A 16293-nucleotide genomic window follows, 5' to 3' on the forward strand; every position below is an offset into this window, starting at 1 on the left:
TCAGGACGGGACGACTTGCTTGAAACGCTATGCGACGGGTGCGGCTTCGTCCTTAAAATGCTTTTCATAAGGGGCTGAATCCCCCTTTGGCTACCCCCCTCACCTGTCGCCAATTTGTCACAGTTCGCAACAGAGCCGGTAGACGGAGATTAAGAAAGAGTTGTTATGTTATATCATACAGAATAGGAACGAAGGCGATTTGTTCCGTCTTCAACCTGTTGGGTAGTCATGATGTCATCCCGATCCCTGTGGTCGTCCAGCCTGTTTCTGTCATGCTCGGTTCTGGCGCTCACCACGCCCGTTCACGCTCAGACTGCAGTGCCCTCCCCAACCACGACGACCCCGGTTGTGACGCCCGTGACAACCCAGTCTGGCACGCCAACGAGCGACCAAGCGTCCAGAACCTCCTTTGACAACACAGGTGATACAGCTTCGCAGGGCGTGAACGCCCAGAAGGAAGAGCATATCATCGTCAATGCGCGCCTCGATGAAATCCGCTCCTCGCTCCAATCCTCCACGGGTGCGACAACCTATCGCTTCACCCGCCGTGATATCGAGAATAACCCGGGCGGCGATAATGCGCCGCTTAACACACTGCTCCTTCAGGCACCTGGCGTCGCGCAGGACAGCTTTGGCCAGATTCATGTTCGCGGCGATCACAACGAGGTCCAGTTCCGCCTCGATGGCGTGCAGCTTCCTGAAGGGCTGAGCGTTTTCGGTCAGGCGTTGATGACACGCTTTGCCCATTCCGCCTCGCTCACCACCGGCGCGCTACCCAGCGAATATGGTTTTCTGCAAGCCGGCGTGATCGACATCACCACCAAGAACGGTAGCGCCGATCCGGGTGGCGATGCCTCGATCTATGGTGGTGCGCGCGATTATTTCTTCCCGTCGCTGCAATATGGGGGCCATGCCGGGAAATGGGATTTCTTTGCCACCGGTGACTTCGTGCATAATCGGGTGGGTGTTGAAAACCCGACATCGAGCTTCAACCCGATTCACGACCTGAGCAACCAGTATCATGCGCTCGGTCATCTGCGTTACACGGCCGATGAGAATACCCGTATCAGCCTCACCGGAGGTGTGTCGAACGCTCAGTATCAGCTCCCCAACAACCCGGGTCAGCAACGCCAGTTTGCCAATCCGAGCTTTCTCGATTCTGCCCTGTCACAACAGGTTTATGGCAGCGTGGACAGCGCCAGCCTGAACGAGCGCCAGAAAGAGATCACGGATTTCGGTATTCTCTCGCTCCAGAAGGACATGGGCAAGGTCAGCCTGCAGAGTTCGGTTATCACCCGCTACTCGTCGCTCGGCTACTCGCCCGATCCGCTGGGCGATCTGGTCTATAACGGAATCAGCCAGCACGCAGCGCGTTCGGTTTTCTCGACGGGCTCGCAAACCGATGTCACATGGCACGCCAACCGCCAGCATACTGTGCGCTTCGGTTACCAGGTCTATGTCGAGCGTAACAGCTCCAAGACGGATTCCATCGTCTATCAGCAGACGGGCGCCGAGGATGACGGCACACCCATCTATGATGGCACGACCGCCAATGTGCATGACGGCAGCGGCCGCACCGGCTGGATGTACGGGCTTTACGCTCAGGATGAGTGGCGCCCGGTGCGTGATCTGACCATCAATTACGGTCTGCGCTTCGACGGTGTCGATGAGTACACGCACTCGAAACAGGTCAGCCCGCGCATCAATATCGTGTGGCGCGCATGGCGGGGTGGTGTGCTCCATGCCGGATATTCGCGCTATTTCACCCCCCCGCCCTTCGAACTCGTCGCCAATACCTCGCTCAGCAAATATGTCGGCACATCCAACGAGCCGCAAACCTTGCAGAACAATACGGTCAAGGCGGAGCGCGACCATTACTTCGATGCTGGCGTAACGCAGTCCATCCTGCCCGGCTGGCACGCCTCTTTCGATGCCTATGTGAAGCTTGCCAAAAACATGATCGATGAAGGTCAGTTTGGCGCACCGATCATCCTATCGGCGTTCAATTATCGTCGCGGGCAGGTGAATGGCTACGAACTCTCGACCAATTACGAGCATGGCCCGCTCTCGCTCTACGGCAACGCGGCCTGGTCTCGGGCAATCGGTAAGGACATCACCACCGCGCAGTGGACGATGGACCCGGAGGATCTTGCCTATGTCCAGAATCGCTGGATTCATCTCGATCATGACCAGCGCTGGACGGCATCCGCAGGGGGGAGCTATTCCTTTTTCTATCACACAGGCCACCCCACCCGTGTTTCAGCCTCGATGGTCTATGGTAGCGGCCTACGTGCCGATGGTGTGGTGCCCAATGGCCGCTCTGTCCCGATCTATGCCACGTTCAACCTCTCGTTGGTCCAGTCCTTTAAGGATCTGTTCCGCGTGCCATTCCTCAAGCGCACCGAACTGCGTCTCGATGTGCTGAACCTGTTCGACAAGAGCTACCAGATCCGCGACGGATCAGGCATCGGCGTCGGGGCACCCCAATACGGCCTGCGTCGCACCATCCTGACCGGTATTTCGCAGAGGTTCTGAATATTGATGAAGAACCTCGCTAATCCGGAACATTCCTAGCCCAGCGGGGGCAAACGTAACCAAGGGTGCCGCAGACTCATTTCAATATTGATGCTCGCGTAGCGTGATACCGTCTCGCTTCGCAGCATAGAGGTGCCATGTACGCGATATCTGCCGAGGATCTCGGGTACAAACCCTCCGGTGAAGCCACATTCAACGAATTTGCACCAGAAATCATAGTCTTCCCACCCCCCTTCGATATGGGTGTAGCCTCCTACGTCAGCCCAGGCTTTGCGGGAAACAAGAGCCATGGCATCGACGTAGTTGCCTTCATAAAACCCTTCCGGCGACCATATGTCGCCGTATCCCAGTTGCCGTTGATCACCAAAGAGTTCGAGCTGGCTATAAGTCGCCTCGCAACCCGATTCATCCATTGCCTCCGAAAGACGTCCTAGGCAGCGAGGATAGATTTCGTTGTCCGCGTCAATAACGAAAACGCGCTCGGTGCGGGCGTGTAAGAATGCCGTGTTTCTGGCTTGAGCAAGGCCTTGATTGTGAAGATGACGAAGCAGGAGAACACGTTCAAACCGGGCGTAGTTCTCTTCGAGCCATCTGCGGGCAGTCCCCACAGAATCGTCTATTTCTGAGCGATCATCAACAATGATTAGCTCGATTGGACCATGAGTCTGAGCTTTTACGGAGTCCAGACAACTAGGCAGAAATTTTCCATAGTTGAACAGGCTAACTGCGACCGTGATTGCACGAGGGGAGCATTCGTCAGCAAGCGTTTTCTCAAATAACTCTTCTTTCTCTACGCGACGAGTCACAACTCACCCCCCAGGAAAGCGCAGTATTGTTCCTCTCGTATACCTGACATTTTTCGATGACAGATCTCGTCGTTTGCTTGGAGTATTTGATTGGCGGCTTCCTCTCCCTCCCTTGTCTTGAGCAGCCATTCACACAAATCAGGCATATGTCTCTTGTTTTCCAAAAAGTAGTTTTTCCCAGCTTCGACGCCGTAGGCATCGATCTCTCTATCCGATATAAGCACCGCCCTGCCGTGCAGCGTCGCTCTGGCGATATCGCTCGGGAAACCATCACCAAATTCGTCAGCCCCAATGTTCAGGACCACTTTTGAATGCGCGAAGATATGAGTTCTCAGTCTTCGTAGCACTTCATCCCCATCAAGCGACGACCAGGCCACCCGTCTGTGACGACAATAGATGAATGCTTCATAAGCCGCGAAGCAGGCAGCATGCCGTGCAAAAAAACGCTCCCGCGCCGGACTACTCTCGCCTATGAAACTTACCTCCAAGGCCCGTTCTTTCCAGGGTGCAAGCAGATCTGCTATCTCCTTCACACGCCGGGGCAAAGTTTTGAAAAGTGGATGCTCCCTATCCTCATCGGTAATACTTTGCGGTTTAACCACGAGGCTGGGTTCATAGCTGGTTGCATCGACGCCAGCGCGCTGCAAGAGGCGTGTCGTCTGGCTGCTCAGCCCGACAACGCCCCGAGCCATAAGCAAATAGGGCAGCGCTCGTGAGAAGCCGGGAGTCTGCACTGGCTCAGTGTTTAACAGATACGCTTGCGCCAAGATATCTTCTCTCAACCAACATGCGCCTGAACCGAGGAAAAAGAACTCATGTGGCGCGATGATAAGCTTATCTGATGCGCTGGCCTCTGGTGGGGTCGTTTCGTCCAAAAGCTGAGCGGCGATGCCCATGATCGCGAGATCTGCGACAAGTTCTCTGGCGATCATTCTTACGGGGCCGCTTGCTAGGCTGCTGCAATATACCTGTAGAGGATATACAGATTCGCTCAGAAAACGAAGTGGCGAGGAAGACGCTTTGGGTACGAGCTGATCTATAGCACCCACCGCACGTGCCACAGCTTCGTCGCGGAACAACGCTCTCCCCTCTTGTGCCCCGTACCTTACGGCGTGCCAAGCGGCGGTGACCCCGGTCCCCCTTATATCGCCGTGCATCACGAAATACTGCTCTGGGTCAAAAGCGTCGAATTTCGAGAGCTTCTGTTCGGCCAAGGCTAGAGTGTGAGGATTAAAGTTTGGGAAGCTCGTCGCCGCGTTGGAGAGCTCAGAATCGAAGCCTTTGCCGTCCAGCGACAACGAAGAACGACGACGTATTTCTTTTATAAGCCTTAGCGACAGGGTCCACCATGTGAGCTTCGCCGATCGGCGTACAAAACGCGCCAGTGGCACGGGGACTTTCCTGGCCAGGAACCACGCGAGTGAATTGTCAATCTCATCGAGCCGGGCTTGCAGGGAAGACAATGCCGTCTGTTGCGCATCAATCATTGATGCATCGGCAACGTTCCGGAGCGTCAAATTATCTATCTGCCTCCGAGCGTCGCGCAATTCGCGGCTTAGAGAGGCCACAATCGCAAGATTTCCCTCAGCGATGGGACTGGCGTCATCCATTGTTTCACCGTCTCGTTCAATTAACGCGCCGATCCGCGTCTGCGTAAGTTCAGTAGCTCTCGTGCGCTGAATGCTACCGTCTAGCACCCGAAACGCGCCGAGGCGAAGCCGCAGTTGTTCGAAGCTTAAGACATACATTTGAGACCTGAGAGGTGGACCCACCCGTTCGGACAGTTTTGCAGGCCTGATAAGCTATAGCCGGTTGTTGTCATGCTGCCTGTTTGACGGGGTTACGCGTGAGCCTCAGTCAGACCAAAGGGTAATGGCACGCCGCCCGGCGCCCTGCTCCGTAATCCGTAAGGATCGGCCTCTCGATCGCACAACGGGGGCGTGCAATCGGGCAGCGTGTGTGGAAACGACAGCCCGGTGGCGGGGAAAGAGGACTTGGCACATCGCCCTGCAAGGGCGCCGCCAGCGGTTTGCCCGGTTGAGGCACAGCCTCTACCAGCGCCCTTGTATAGGGATGGAGCGGTCGCGAAAGCAGGGCGAGCGTCTCCCCTTCCTCGACAATCGCGCCCAGATACATCACCGCCACGCGGTCCGAAATCTGTCTCACCACCGCCAGATCATGCGAGATGAACAGACAGGCCAGACCCATCTCGGCCTGAAGCTGGCGCAGCAGATTGACAATCTGTGCCTGTACGGAAACGTCCAGCGCCGAGACAGGCTCGTCCGCGACGATGACCTGCGGTGAGAGCGCAATGGCGCGGGCAATGTTCAGCCTCTGCCGCTGCCCGCCAGAGAGCGCACCGGGATAACGGGGCAGATAATCCGCCGACAGGCCCACGCGCTCGAGGAGCGCCGCCAATGTGGCCGTGGACCACTCACGCCGATGGATGCGAAACGGCTCCGCCAATGTATTACCGATTGTCCAGCGCGGATTGAAGGACGATCCAGAGTCCTGAAAGACCATCTGCAGATGGCTGCGCAGATCGCGCAGGGCGCGCCGCCCCATTTGCGCCATATCCTGCCCGTCAAACAGGATCTCTCCCTTGTCGGGGCGATCAAACCCCATCATGAGATGGCCCAGGGTAGATTTGCCGCAACCTGACTCACCGACGAGGGCAAGGCTCTCTCCATGCTTCAGGGCGAGCGAGATGCCATCGACGGCCCGCAGCGTCCTGCCGCGCCCCAACTGATACGTCCGGGCGACATCACGCGCCTGAAGCAGTTCCGTCATTCGTAGAGCACGCAAGCCACCTCATGGCGCTCCTCTTTCTGCGCCTCGGCTGAGGTGGCAAGCGTAGTCCCGTATCCGTCATCGATGACGGGACGCATCGCCGGGCGTACCTCACATGGCTGCATGACATGGGGGCAGCGCGGCGCGAAAACGCACCCGCTGGGTCGTGTCTGTGGCGAGGGAGGAGCGCCCTCGATCACGGGCAGTCTGGCCGGGCGCGGTCCTTCGAGCGGTGGTATGGCCTGCAACAGGGCCCGTGTATAGGGATGGCGCGGGGCCGAGAGAACAGCCGACACCGGGCCGGTCTCGATGACGACCCCGGCGTAAATAACGGCAACATGCGTGCAGCTTTGCGCCACCACCCCCATATCATGGGTGATCAGCATGACACTGGCCTCACGCGCGCCAATCTCACGCAGCAACGCCAGAATCTGCGCCTGAACCGTGACATCAAGTGCGGTTGTCGGTTCATCAGCAATCAGCAGATCCGGCTCACAGGATACCGCCATTGCAATCATGGCGCGCTGGCGCAGCCCGCCGGACAGTTCATGCGGGAAACGCGAAGCGGTTTGTGCGGGAGACGGTACGCCCATACGCCCTAGCAGTGTCACCACACGCTCATTCGCCTCGCGTTTCGATACAAGCTGGTGCAGCCTGATCTGCTCGGCGATCTGGGCACCAATACGCCGAACCGGCAGAAAAGCCGTCATCGGATCCTGAAAGATCATAGCGGCCCGCCTGCCGCGAAAATGCTGCCACGCTCTCTCGGTCTGGGATCGCAGATCCTGCCCGTCGAAAATCACCTCACCGGACAGGATGCCGGGAGGTTGCAACCCGAGCACACTCAACCCGGTCAGGCTTTTGCCCGAGCCTGATTCTCCCACGACCCCGAGGATCTGACCGCGCTGCAGCGAGAGGGTCACGTCATCGAGCAGATAGCCGGCTCTGGGGTGTTTCAAGCGCAGGTTGCGCAGGGACAAAAGCGGCTCAGTGCCCATTTTTCCCTCCCCCGATGCGCGGGTCGAGCAGGCGATACAGCCCGTCGATCAGGGCATTGGCGACCACCACGAAAAATGCCGCATAGAGCACGGTTGCCATAATAAGCGGCAGATCCAGTGTGCTCAGGCCCTGATAGGTCAGATGCCCGACACCGGGCAGCGCAAACACGACTTCCGTCAACAGGGCACCGCCCCCGAGCAACTGGGCGAAATCGAGACCGAACAATGAAAGCGCGCTCAGACCGGAAAGGCGCAAGGCGTGGAAGAACCAGAGGCGCCACGGCCCTGCCCCTTTCGCACGTGCCGTGCGCAGCGCGTCTTCCTGCATGGCACAAAGCAGGTCCGAGCGCAGAACCCGACTGTAAAGGCCGATGAAAGCAACAGCGAGCGTCAGACCCGGGAGGATCAGACATTTCGTCCAGCCAAGAACGCTTGTGGAGAGTGGCACATAGCCCAGTGGGGGCACCCAACGGAACAGCCAGGTGTCATGCAACCGGCTCTGGCTCACCAGATTGACCATCTCGCCCAGCCAGAAAACCGGGACGGACAAACCAACCATAGCCAGCACAGAAAGGAGACGGTCCAGCGCACCTCCCTGATAGGCCGCACCAATGATACCAAGCACCAGCGCGCCACTCACCCAGAATAACGCCGCCCAGAGCACAAGCGAAAGCGTGACAGGTGCAGCAGCAAACACCTCCGAAACCACATTCTGCCCGTGATTGACGTAGGAGGTCAGGTTTCGCGAGATGAACAGATGATCCATCATTGTGAGATAACGGACAGGTAGCGAGCGATCGAAGCCATAGGCATGGCGAACACGTTCGATCACCTCCGGGCTCGCGCCGCGCCCCGCAATGCGGGCTGAGGGGTCCGACCCCGGTGTTGCGAAAAACACGGCAAACACGAGTATCGAAATACCGAACAGCACGAGTAGCATCTGCCCGAGGCGGGAGAGAAAGCCCCTCATCTGCCGCCCCGCCTGCGCAACGCCGTCTGCGCAGCGTCACCCAGCGTGTTCAGGGCCAGAACAGTCACGATGATGGCCAATCCCGGCGCAATGGCGACGACCGGGCGGCTGTAGATCAATCCTTCGCCATCATGAATAAGGCTCCCCCACGAGGCGGCAGGAGCCTGCACACCGAGGCTGAGAAAAGACAACGCGGACTCCGCAAGGAGGCAAAGCGCCATGATGAGCGGTGCCAGCACAAAGACGGTTTCCGCCAGCAGGGGCAGGATTTCGCGCAGAATGATGCGCAATGACGACGCCCCCAGCCCACGCGCAGCCAGAACGAAGCCGGCATTTTGCAGGCTTTTCGTCCGGGCCCGGATGGGCCGCGCCGCATAGGGCACGTAAATGAGTGCAATGATCAGAACAGGCAGCAGAAGTGAATCTGCCCGCAAGTGGATCGGGCCAAAGGAGAGATCATGGCCGATTGTCACCACGCTGAGGCTAATGGCGAACAGATAAACCGGCACCGCCCAGAGAATATCGAGCGCGCGCGACAGGATCAGATCGACCCATCCCCCACAATATCCGGCCGCCAGACCGCAAAACGTTGCGGCGATCAGGCACAGACAAGCGGCTGAAAAAGCGATGACCAGCGAAGATCGCGCCCCGTAAAGCAACCTCGCAGCAATGTCGCGCCCTTGTGAATCGGCCCCAAGGGCATAAGGTCCCCAACGCCATGACGGACCAATGGGCGAGAGGCCCAGGTGGAGGGGGTTGTCATTGGCCTGCATGATGTCCTGCGCATGCCCGTTGCGCATGACGGTGCCGGCCAGATTGGAAGCCATTGCATCGACCCCAACGGCTCGCGCATAGAGCGGCGCGGCGACCGCGCCAAGCACCAGAAGAAGCAAGGCACCCATCGCCAGCAACACCGCGATATTCCCGTGCCAAAGGGCTGAGCCTCTCGTGTTTTTCATTGCCTGTGCAAGCGCGCATGCGGCGGCGGAATGAGCTGCCCTGCGATTGACATCAGCGGGCTAGCCGGCAGCGTGCCGGTCGCCGTAATCGCTTCTGGGTCGCAGGTCAAAATCTTCATCGCACCGATCGTGGCAAAACGACGCGATGATTTCAACGCTGGAATGATCGCGGCCCGAGACAAAGCTGGGCAATCAGACGACGTGACAGCGCCAGATCGGGGCTGCCCGTCTGCTTGCAAGCCAGCTCGAAACCCTGCACGGCATCGGAGGCTCTCCTGAGACCTGTGCGATCCCAGCGCTCAAGGGCTTTGGTGAAGCTCTCGGTTTTCTTGAAAAACACCGGGGGGCGAAGCATTTTCATGGCTTCCTGACGCGACTTGCCCTCATCCATCCAGTCCAGCACCCGCAGCAACCGGTTCATGAGCGACAGACAGGCGCGCGCCAGAGCAATGGGAGACAAACCATCGGCAAGCGCACGCTCCAGCGCAATGTCAGCAATGGTTCGATCACCAGCCATCGCAGCGCTTGTCGCATCATCCAGCGTGGCACTGGCAGAATCACCGATACATTCCTGACAGTCGTCGAGCGTCAGGCGGCCACCTTCCCCGGCAAAAAGAACAAGCTTCTCGACCTCGCTCCGTATGGCTGCCCGGTCGGCTCCCATGACAGAAGAAAGCCAGAACAGGGCGTCGCGGTCGATCGTAACCGAGGCTTCTCGAAAGAGATCCGCCAGTGAGGCAATAAGGGTCTTACCCTCCTCCGGATAGCAACCGATGGCGGCAATCGCGGCATGGGCTTCAAGCGAGGTTCGCAGCTTCGCGCGTGAGGCAAGCCCTGGTGCTTCGATGACCAGAACCGTATCGCTGTCGATCGCAAGCGCCGCCATGACTCTGGGCAACACCGCGTCCTGTGCATCGCGCACCCATATGGCACGACGCCCCCCGATCAGTGAAAGCGCGCCCATCTCCTCTTCGAGGCGACCATGCTGGTCCTGATCGAGCACTGCCACACGGAACGGGTCATCCAGAGACTCCGCCACCAGCTTGACGCACTGGGCGGCCCGCTCGCGTATCAGGCCAAGATCATCACCATAGAGCAGGACCCCGCGCCACCGGCCAATTTCAGCCAGTGTGCGGGAGGTCGAGCGGGCATCGATCTTCATGCGCGATCAGTTATCCGTACTGTTGAGATCCGTACGCCCCGTTGCCGCAGCCGGGAAGCCATCAGGGCCTGCCTTCTCGTAAGGCTGGCCATTCTGGGTCGGCATGGCGTTTGGATCGAAATAGGAAGGCAGATCCGCTGCATTATTACGCGATGGCTTGATCTGGGTCTTGAACCAGATGGCAATCTGCTGACGGATTGATCCCGCGAGGGTCTGGGCAATACGGGCCCGCACAGTTTCGTCATTGAGGGTCTGTGCGAGATACTGCTCGAAGGTCGCATTGAAACCATCAAGCTCGTTCACGTCGCCTTCAGCCAGGAATCTCGGGGAGGGCTCTACGGTATAGAGGCGCCAGTGCGCCGTACCCAGTTCGCGATAACGACCGGCAGTGTTATCGCTATGGATATCAATAACCGACGCATTGACGCCATAGCTCACATTGAGCGTGTAGCCGTCTGGTGCCTTGGTGCTGCCACTGCCCAGTTGCTCCTGAAGTGCGAGCCGCAATTCCTGCCCCTGGCGCTCGGGGATGTTGGAGACATAGATACGCTGCATCTCGTGCATCACGCGGACGCCGCCATCTCCGTTGCTTCCATAAAGCGGCTGAAACCCGCAACCGCTCAGAGCCAGAGAAGCAAGCAGGATAAGACGACGCATCGGTTCAGCCTGTCACTACGAAATTGACGATACGGTTGGGCACGTGGATACGCTTGACGATACGCTTGCCTTCCAGTATCCGCGCCACATTCGGCTCGGCCTCGGCCAGCGGAAGAACCATGTCAGACGGCGCGTCGGGTGGCACCTCGATCGTGCCACGCAGCTTTCCCATGATCTGTACGCCCAGCGTGATGCTGTCACGCGTGAGGAACGCGTCCAGCGCTCCTGGCCATGCGCGCTCGACAACCATAGCCCCCTCGGGTTCAAGCAGAGCCACCATCTCTTCCGCCAGATGCGGCATCATGGGTGCGACAAGCAAGGCAAGTGAGAGAGCGGCCTCGCGACGGGCTGCGCCAATACCGTCCTCGGTCGATTTCTCGGCCTCCGACAGGGCAGCACTCAATTCGTGCAGGCGCGCCACGGCGACATTAGGTGTGAAGCCCTCAAGCGCCTCGGTCACAGCCTTGATGGTGCGATGCGTGGCCTGACGCAGGCCGCGACCGCCCTCAGTGAAGAGCGCTTCCTGCGGCACCTGCGCCGCGACATTCTGCACCAGACGATAGAGACGCTGACCAAAACGGGCTGAAGCGGCAACGCCGGACTCGGTCCATTCCATATCGCGCTCTGGCGGGCTGTCGGACAGAACGAACCAGCGCGCCGTATCCGCACCAAAGCGCTCGATAATCGCCGTAGGCGAAACCGTATTGCGCTTGGATTTCGACATCTTCTCCAGGCGACCGAGCTGCACGGGCTGGCCATTGTCACGACGCACATAGCCTTCGCCCGAGCGCACCACGTCCTCAGGCGCGAGCCAGCCGCTCTCATCGCGGTAGCTCTCATGGGTGATCATGCCCTGGGTGAAGAGACCATCGAACGGCTCATCGACATTCAAATGACCCGTCTCGTGCATGGCACGCGTGAAGAAGCGCGCATAAAGCAGATGCAGGATCGCGTGTTCGATACCGCCGATATACTGATCGACCGGCAGCCAGCTATCCGCCGCAATCGGGTCCGTCGGGGTGCTGGCATGGGGCGCCGTAAAGCGCGCGAAATACCATGAGCTATCGACGAATGTATCGAATGTGTCAGTTTCACGACGTGCCTTGGCGCCGCATTGCGGACAGTCCACATGCTTCCAGCTCGGATGGTGATCGAGCGGATTACCGGGGCGGTCGAAGGTGACATCCTCGGGCAGCTTCAGCGGCAACTGGTCGTCCGGCACAGGCACTGCACCACAGCTGTCGCAATGGATGACCGGTATCGGACAGCCCCAGTAACGCTGGCGCGAGATACCCCAGTCACGCAGACGCCAGTTCACGACGCCACGGCCGATCCCCATACCCTCGAGACGCTCGATAGCCTTGCGCTTGCCTTCGACAATATCCAGTCCGTCGAGGAAGCCGGAATTGATGAGCGTGCCCTCACCCGTGACGGCGGTCTTGCCCACCGTAAAACCAGCCTGCTGCTGGCCTGTCGGCAGAATGACCGGACGCACCGGAAGGTCATATTTACGGGCAAAATCAAGATCGCGCTGATCGCCACAGGGGCAACCGAACACAGCGCCTGTGCCATATTCCATCAAAACGAAATTGGCGATCCAGACCGGCACGGTCTCGTCAGGCGCAAACGGGTTGCTGACACGCAACCCGGTGTCGATACCGCGCTTTTCGGCTGCCTCGATTGCTTCCTCGGACGTACCGAGACGCTGACATTCCTCGATGAAGCTGCGTACGGCTTCGTTATCCTGACCAACCTTTGCAGCCAGCGGATGATCGGCGGCAATGGCGACGAAGCTCATACCGAACAACGTATCCGGACGGGTGGTAAACACCTCGACCGAATCCAGGTCTGTGTCGAACCCTTCGGGGGGTGCATGAAGCGCAAAGCGGACACGAGCGCCTTCCGAGCGGCCAATCCAGCGCTCCTGCATGACGCGCACACGTGCCGGCCAGCGATCAAGCTTGTCGAGGCCTTCAAGCAGAGGTGCTGCAAAATCCGTAATCTTGAGGAACCACTGCGACAGGCGCTTTTTCTCAATCAGCGCACCCGAACGCCAGCCACGCCCGTCAACCACCTGCTCATTGGCGAGCACCGTGTTGTCCACAGGGTCCCAGTTGACCGAGGATTCACGACGCTCGACCAGACCCTTGCGCCACATATCCAGAAACAGCTTCTGCTGATGCCCGTAATATTCCGGCAGGCAGGTGGCGATCTCACGCTCCCAGTCCAGCGAGAAACCGAGGCGCTGCAGCGTGCCGCGCATGGCCGCAATGTTGTCCAGCGTCCACTGCCCCGGATGCACACCGCGCTCACGCGCTGCATTTTCTGCCGGGAGGCCGAACGCATCCCAGCCCATGGGATGCAGAACCGAGAAACCACGCGCGCGCTTGTAGCGCGCCACCACATCGCCCAGCGCATAGTTGCGCACATGGCCCATATGGAGCTGACCCGACGGATACGGAAACATCTCGAGCACGTAATATTTCGGCTTGTCGGCAGCAGGATGGTCATCAGCGGCGAAGGCACGCACGCCGTCCCATTTCGCCTGCCATTTAGGCTCAGCCTTGCCGAAATCGTAGCCGAGTGTCTCTTGTTCCGTCATGATCTTCTGTCGTCTGTTCGTGTCACGTGATCTTCAGAGCGGGGGTGTCAGTCCCGGTTGCCGTTATCGGCACGAAGCTGGCGCGCACGGGCTAGAATACGCGTGGTGATGTCTGACGTGGTATTGGCTGCAACGGGAGTATCGACCCATTCGCTTCCCTGCTTTTCCTGGCGGAACACGGAAACACGCAGCGCATCCGAACGCAGCCGACGATCCAGGATATAGGCAGCGATTTTGAAGCGCTCATTGGTGCTGGCAGGCGGCTGGTACCAGTCCGTCAGGATCACGCCGCCATTGGCATCGGCAGAAGCGAACGGCATGAACGACAGGGTGTCGATAGCACCACGCCAGAGATAGGCATTGACCCCACCCTGAAGCTGGTCGTCTCCACCGGTCGCGCCACGGTCGACGCCAAGCAGATGGTTGCGGGGCTGGGTCAGGCTGTCGGGATCACGCCCACCGCCACAGGCGCTCAGCGCCATAAGGGCGCAGAGCGGCAGAACGGGGAGGAACCGTCCCTTGAATGACAACGCCTTTAAGGGCGCGTTGAGAGGGGCGATCGGCTGCAAACGAGGTGTCATGTTGTCCCTATTAGACTGGCACTGGCCGCGTGTCGAAATCCCCGATCGCGGTACCCGCGTCCGGCTTCAACATCGGTTCATATCGCGCCCGCCCGGTCCCGCCAAGCGGGGCAACAATTTATCCTTGCGGGAGGCTCACACGGGTGAGCATTTCGCGCAGCCAGAGCTGCATCGATTCCGGCAGGAAATCATGGCGAGAGAGCACGCCAGAGATGGTGACATCAGGGACGAGGCGCAGGAGATGGCGTTTGACGCGCTCTGTTTCCTCGCCCATGCCGTGTGAGGCCAGCGCCACGAGATAGTAAAGCACTCCCGTCGCACTGCGGGGATAAAGGCTTACGAACGCTGCACCAGCCTGGCGGGCTTCCTCGTTATTGCCTGACGCCTCCAGCACGAAAATGCTGAACGGCTCCGACAGAACGGCCAGAGGCTGTGAGGCCCGCAAGGCCCGGAATTGCTGGATTTCCTCAAGCGCGACCGCTTTCTCTTCGGACAACAAAGCCTGAGCGGCCTTGAGCGCATGAGTGGACGGCGAGATGGCAATGGCAGGGAACACACCGGTAGCGCCGGTATATTCGGCCGTGAGCGCCTTCGCTTCATCGAGCTGTCCGGGCGTGAAGGTACGTGTCATCATCGACAACCATACGCCAAGCGGATTAGCCCGCAGCTGAATGGCAACATAGCCCGCCGCAGAGGCAATATCCTCGATCTCTTCCTGCGACGAAGACGACCAGTTCTCCTGATAAAGGAAAAAGCGGATCAGCGAGCGCACATACAGCACGAAGACCGATTCCTGGTCGGACTGATAAGCGCGCTCGACCAGATCACGCAGCTCTGTGGACAAGGTGACATCGCAGCGCAGAAGAAGCGTCAGGGCGCGCACCGCCATCTGAAACGCTGAAAGCTCGGCAATCGGGCGCGACATCATGCGCTGCCCTTCCGAAACAAACAGCGACCATTGCAGCGACTTCATGACATAGAAAAGCAATGCACGCTGGGCTCGCGTGTCCTTGGGCAGTTCGAACCGATCGGCCCACACAACACTGCCTTCCTGCCGCAGACTGAGAAGGCGAATGATCACATACCCTTCGCTGCTCTCGCCGTGCTCCGTATTGGCGCGCACCAGACCCGAAATTACATAATCGGTTCCGGGATTGTGAGTATTGCCCAACAACGGACCCGTGTCAGCCTGCGCCGTTTCAGGGAAAGGCACGACCGTGAAGGTCTGCAACCCGACCAGCTTGACTTCCAGGCGCTCGGTCAGCTCGGCTGCGAGCGTCTCGGCATGGGCACCGCCAGCCGCCTTAAGTGGCGCTACGGCAATGGAGCCCAGCGTACGGGTCGAGACCGGCGAGGCAAGGTAGGCGACATCGCCACTCACGGGTGGGAAGATCTTCCCACCTTCGGGCTGCATATCGGCATGGACAAGCGCCGCGTCCATCTCGGCTGAACCACCGTGATGCGCTTTGGCATAGGAATCAAAGGCAATCCGCTCCTGGAGACTACGCACAAGCCCCATTGTCGCGGGGCCGGGAACGGTGCCCAGCTGGTCCTGGAAAAGCTGCACAACCTGATCGCCAAGCGCCGCAGCCTGCGCATATTCGCCCTTGGTCACCCAGGCCTGGATGCGTGCGCGCCACGCCGCCTCATTCAGCCCGTCACGGACCAGTAGATGATCAGCCGTGTCGAGAATGGCGTCAGGATCGACCTGTGTGCGCAATGCGCTTTCAAAAAGCTGGTAGATATGACGGTTAAGACGCGTACGCTGCCCCTCGATCCATTCATTGAACGCCGGGTCGATGCCATTAAGCTCGCCAAGCAGCACTTCACTGGGGGGCGGCAACTCACGGAGGATGGATTTGCCACCATTGAGTATACGCTCCACATCGACCGACGTCAGGGCAGGCTTGAGCGCGAGCGTGTGGCGCTGAACATCGATGACGTCGACACCCAGCGGACTAAGGGCGTCAAGCAGACGATGAATTTCCTGACGCAGCGATGCGCGGGCGAGATCGTCCGGACGACGGCTCCACAACAGTTCAGCAAGATGAGAGCGTGCAACAGGCTTGCGATCGGACAGCGCAAGAATGGCAAGTAATCCCTTCGTCTTCCCGCCTACAGGAAGCACGCTTTCACCCGTCAACGTCGTTGCTTCCATACGACCAATCAGTCGCAGACGCAGCAGAGTGGAATCGGTTTTTGCAACACCACGAAGGGCCAGATCGAACATTAC

12 protein-coding genes are annotated in these 16293 nt (G+C 59.2%); 1 reads left to right on the top strand and 11 read right to left on the bottom strand.

The window, feature by feature from the left end; translation table 11 throughout:
- The first annotated feature begins 228 nt into the window (after positions 1–228).
- Complete coding sequence (locus P792_RS29955) at positions 229–2535, top strand: TonB-dependent receptor (protein WP_023979031.1); 2307 nt, start codon at positions 229–231, stop codon at positions 2533–2535.
- A gap of 35 nt (positions 2536–2570) precedes the next feature.
- Here the strand turns inward: P792_RS29955 and P792_RS29960 are convergent, their stop codons facing one another.
- The 11 genes from P792_RS29960 to P792_RS30010 all read right to left on the bottom strand — a co-directional run bounded on the left by P792_RS29960 (position 2571) and on the right by P792_RS30010 (position 16290).
- A complete protein-coding gene (locus P792_RS29960; RefSeq protein ID WP_031240991.1) occupies positions 2571–3341 on the bottom strand; it encodes a glycosyltransferase family A protein in 771 nt (256 codons plus the stop codon).
- Positions 3338–4951, bottom strand: a complete 1614-nt coding sequence (locus P792_RS29965) for a hypothetical protein (protein ID WP_152530211.1) — start codon at positions 4949–4951, stop codon at positions 3338–3340. The genes P792_RS29960 and P792_RS29965 overlap by 4 nt, the downstream gene beginning before the upstream one ends.
- A gap of 247 nt (positions 4952–5198) precedes the next feature.
- On the bottom strand, positions 5199–6131 hold the full coding sequence (locus P792_RS29970) for an ABC transporter ATP-binding protein (protein ID WP_023979034.1): 933 nt from the start codon (positions 6129–6131) through the stop codon (positions 5199–5201).
- On the bottom strand, positions 6128–7129 hold the full coding sequence (locus P792_RS29975) for an ABC transporter ATP-binding protein (RefSeq protein WP_023979035.1): 1002 nt from the start codon (positions 7127–7129) through the stop codon (positions 6128–6130). Before P792_RS29975 ends, P792_RS29970 begins: the two co-directional genes overlap by 4 nt.
- A complete protein-coding gene (locus tag P792_RS29980) occupies positions 7119–8099 on the bottom strand; it encodes an ABC transporter permease (RefSeq protein ID WP_023979036.1) in 981 nt (326 codons plus the stop codon). The genes P792_RS29975 and P792_RS29980 overlap by 11 nt, the downstream gene beginning before the upstream one ends.
- On the bottom strand, positions 8096–9058 hold the full coding sequence (locus tag P792_RS29985; RefSeq protein ID WP_031240993.1) for an ABC transporter permease: 963 nt from the start codon (positions 9056–9058) through the stop codon (positions 8096–8098). Before P792_RS29985 ends, P792_RS29980 begins: the two co-directional genes overlap by 4 nt.
- 151 nt (positions 9059–9209) lie before the next feature.
- Positions 9210–10220: a DNA polymerase III subunit delta gene (gene holA, locus P792_RS29990; RefSeq protein ID WP_023979038.1), complete on the bottom strand. Its 1011-nt coding sequence runs from the start codon at positions 10218–10220 to the stop codon at positions 9210–9212.
- 6 nt (positions 10221–10226) lie between these two features.
- Positions 10227–10877, bottom strand: a complete 651-nt coding sequence (locus P792_RS29995) for an LPS assembly lipoprotein LptE (protein ID WP_031240995.1) — start codon at positions 10875–10877, stop codon at positions 10227–10229.
- A gap of 4 nt (positions 10878–10881) precedes the next feature.
- Positions 10882–13479, bottom strand: coding sequence for a leucine--tRNA ligase (gene leuS / locus P792_RS30000; protein ID WP_023979040.1), 2598 nt, complete (start codon positions 13477–13479; stop codon positions 10882–10884).
- 47 nt (positions 13480–13526) lie between these two features.
- Positions 13527–13961, bottom strand: coding sequence for a DUF3576 domain-containing protein (locus tag P792_RS30005; protein ID WP_369794246.1), 435 nt, complete (start codon positions 13959–13961; stop codon positions 13527–13529).
- 217 nt (positions 13962–14178) lie between these two features.
- The gene (locus P792_RS30010; protein WP_023979042.1) at positions 14179–16290 is read right to left on the bottom strand and encodes a BTAD domain-containing putative transcriptional regulator; all 2112 of its coding nucleotides are present in this window, start codon (positions 16288–16290) and stop codon (positions 14179–14181) included.
- Positions 16291–16293: the final 3 nt, after the last annotated feature.

It is taken from the genome of Asaia sp. SF2.1 (genome assembly GCF_000505765.1).
Lineage (GTDB): Bacteria > Pseudomonadota > Alphaproteobacteria > Acetobacterales > Acetobacteraceae > Asaia > Asaia bogorensis.

Excerpts from the sequence above, each read along its gene's own strand:
- P792_RS29955 (WP_023979031.1), top strand. The coding sequence starts at position 229 with ATGATGTCATCCCGATCCCTGTGGTCGTCCAGCCTGTTTCTGTCATGC.
- P792_RS29965 (WP_152530211.1), bottom strand. The coding sequence starts at position 4,951 with ATGGATGACGCCAGTCCCATCGCTGAGGGAAATCTTGCGATTGTGGCC.
- P792_RS29970 (WP_023979034.1), bottom strand. The coding sequence starts at position 6,131 with ATGACGGAACTGCTTCAGGCGCGTGATGTCGCCCGGACGTATCAGTTG.
- P792_RS29975 (WP_023979035.1), bottom strand. The coding sequence starts at position 7,129 with ATGGGCACTGAGCCGCTTTTGTCCCTGCGCAACCTGCGCTTGAAACAC.
- P792_RS29980 (WP_023979036.1), bottom strand. The coding sequence starts at position 8,099 with ATGAGGGGCTTTCTCTCCCGCCTCGGGCAGATGCTACTCGTGCTGTTC.
- P792_RS29985 (WP_031240993.1), bottom strand. The coding sequence starts at position 9,058 with ATGAAAAACACGAGAGGCTCAGCCCTTTGGCACGGGAATATCGCGGTG.
- holA (WP_023979038.1), bottom strand. The coding sequence starts at position 10,220 with ATGAAGATCGATGCCCGCTCGACCTCCCGCACACTGGCTGAAATTGGC.
- P792_RS29995 (WP_031240995.1), bottom strand. The coding sequence starts at position 10,877 with ATGCGTCGTCTTATCCTGCTTGCTTCTCTGGCTCTGAGCGGTTGCGGG.
- leuS (WP_023979040.1), bottom strand. The coding sequence starts at position 13,479 with ATGACGGAACAAGAGACACTCGGCTACGATTTCGGCAAGGCTGAGCCT.
- P792_RS30005 (WP_369794246.1), bottom strand. The coding sequence starts at position 13,961 with ATGGCGCTGAGCGCCTGTGGCGGTGGGCGTGATCCCGACAGCCTGACC.
- P792_RS30010 (WP_023979042.1), bottom strand. The coding sequence starts at position 16,290 with ATGTTCGATCTGGCCCTTCGTGGTGTTGCAAAAACCGATTCCACTCTG.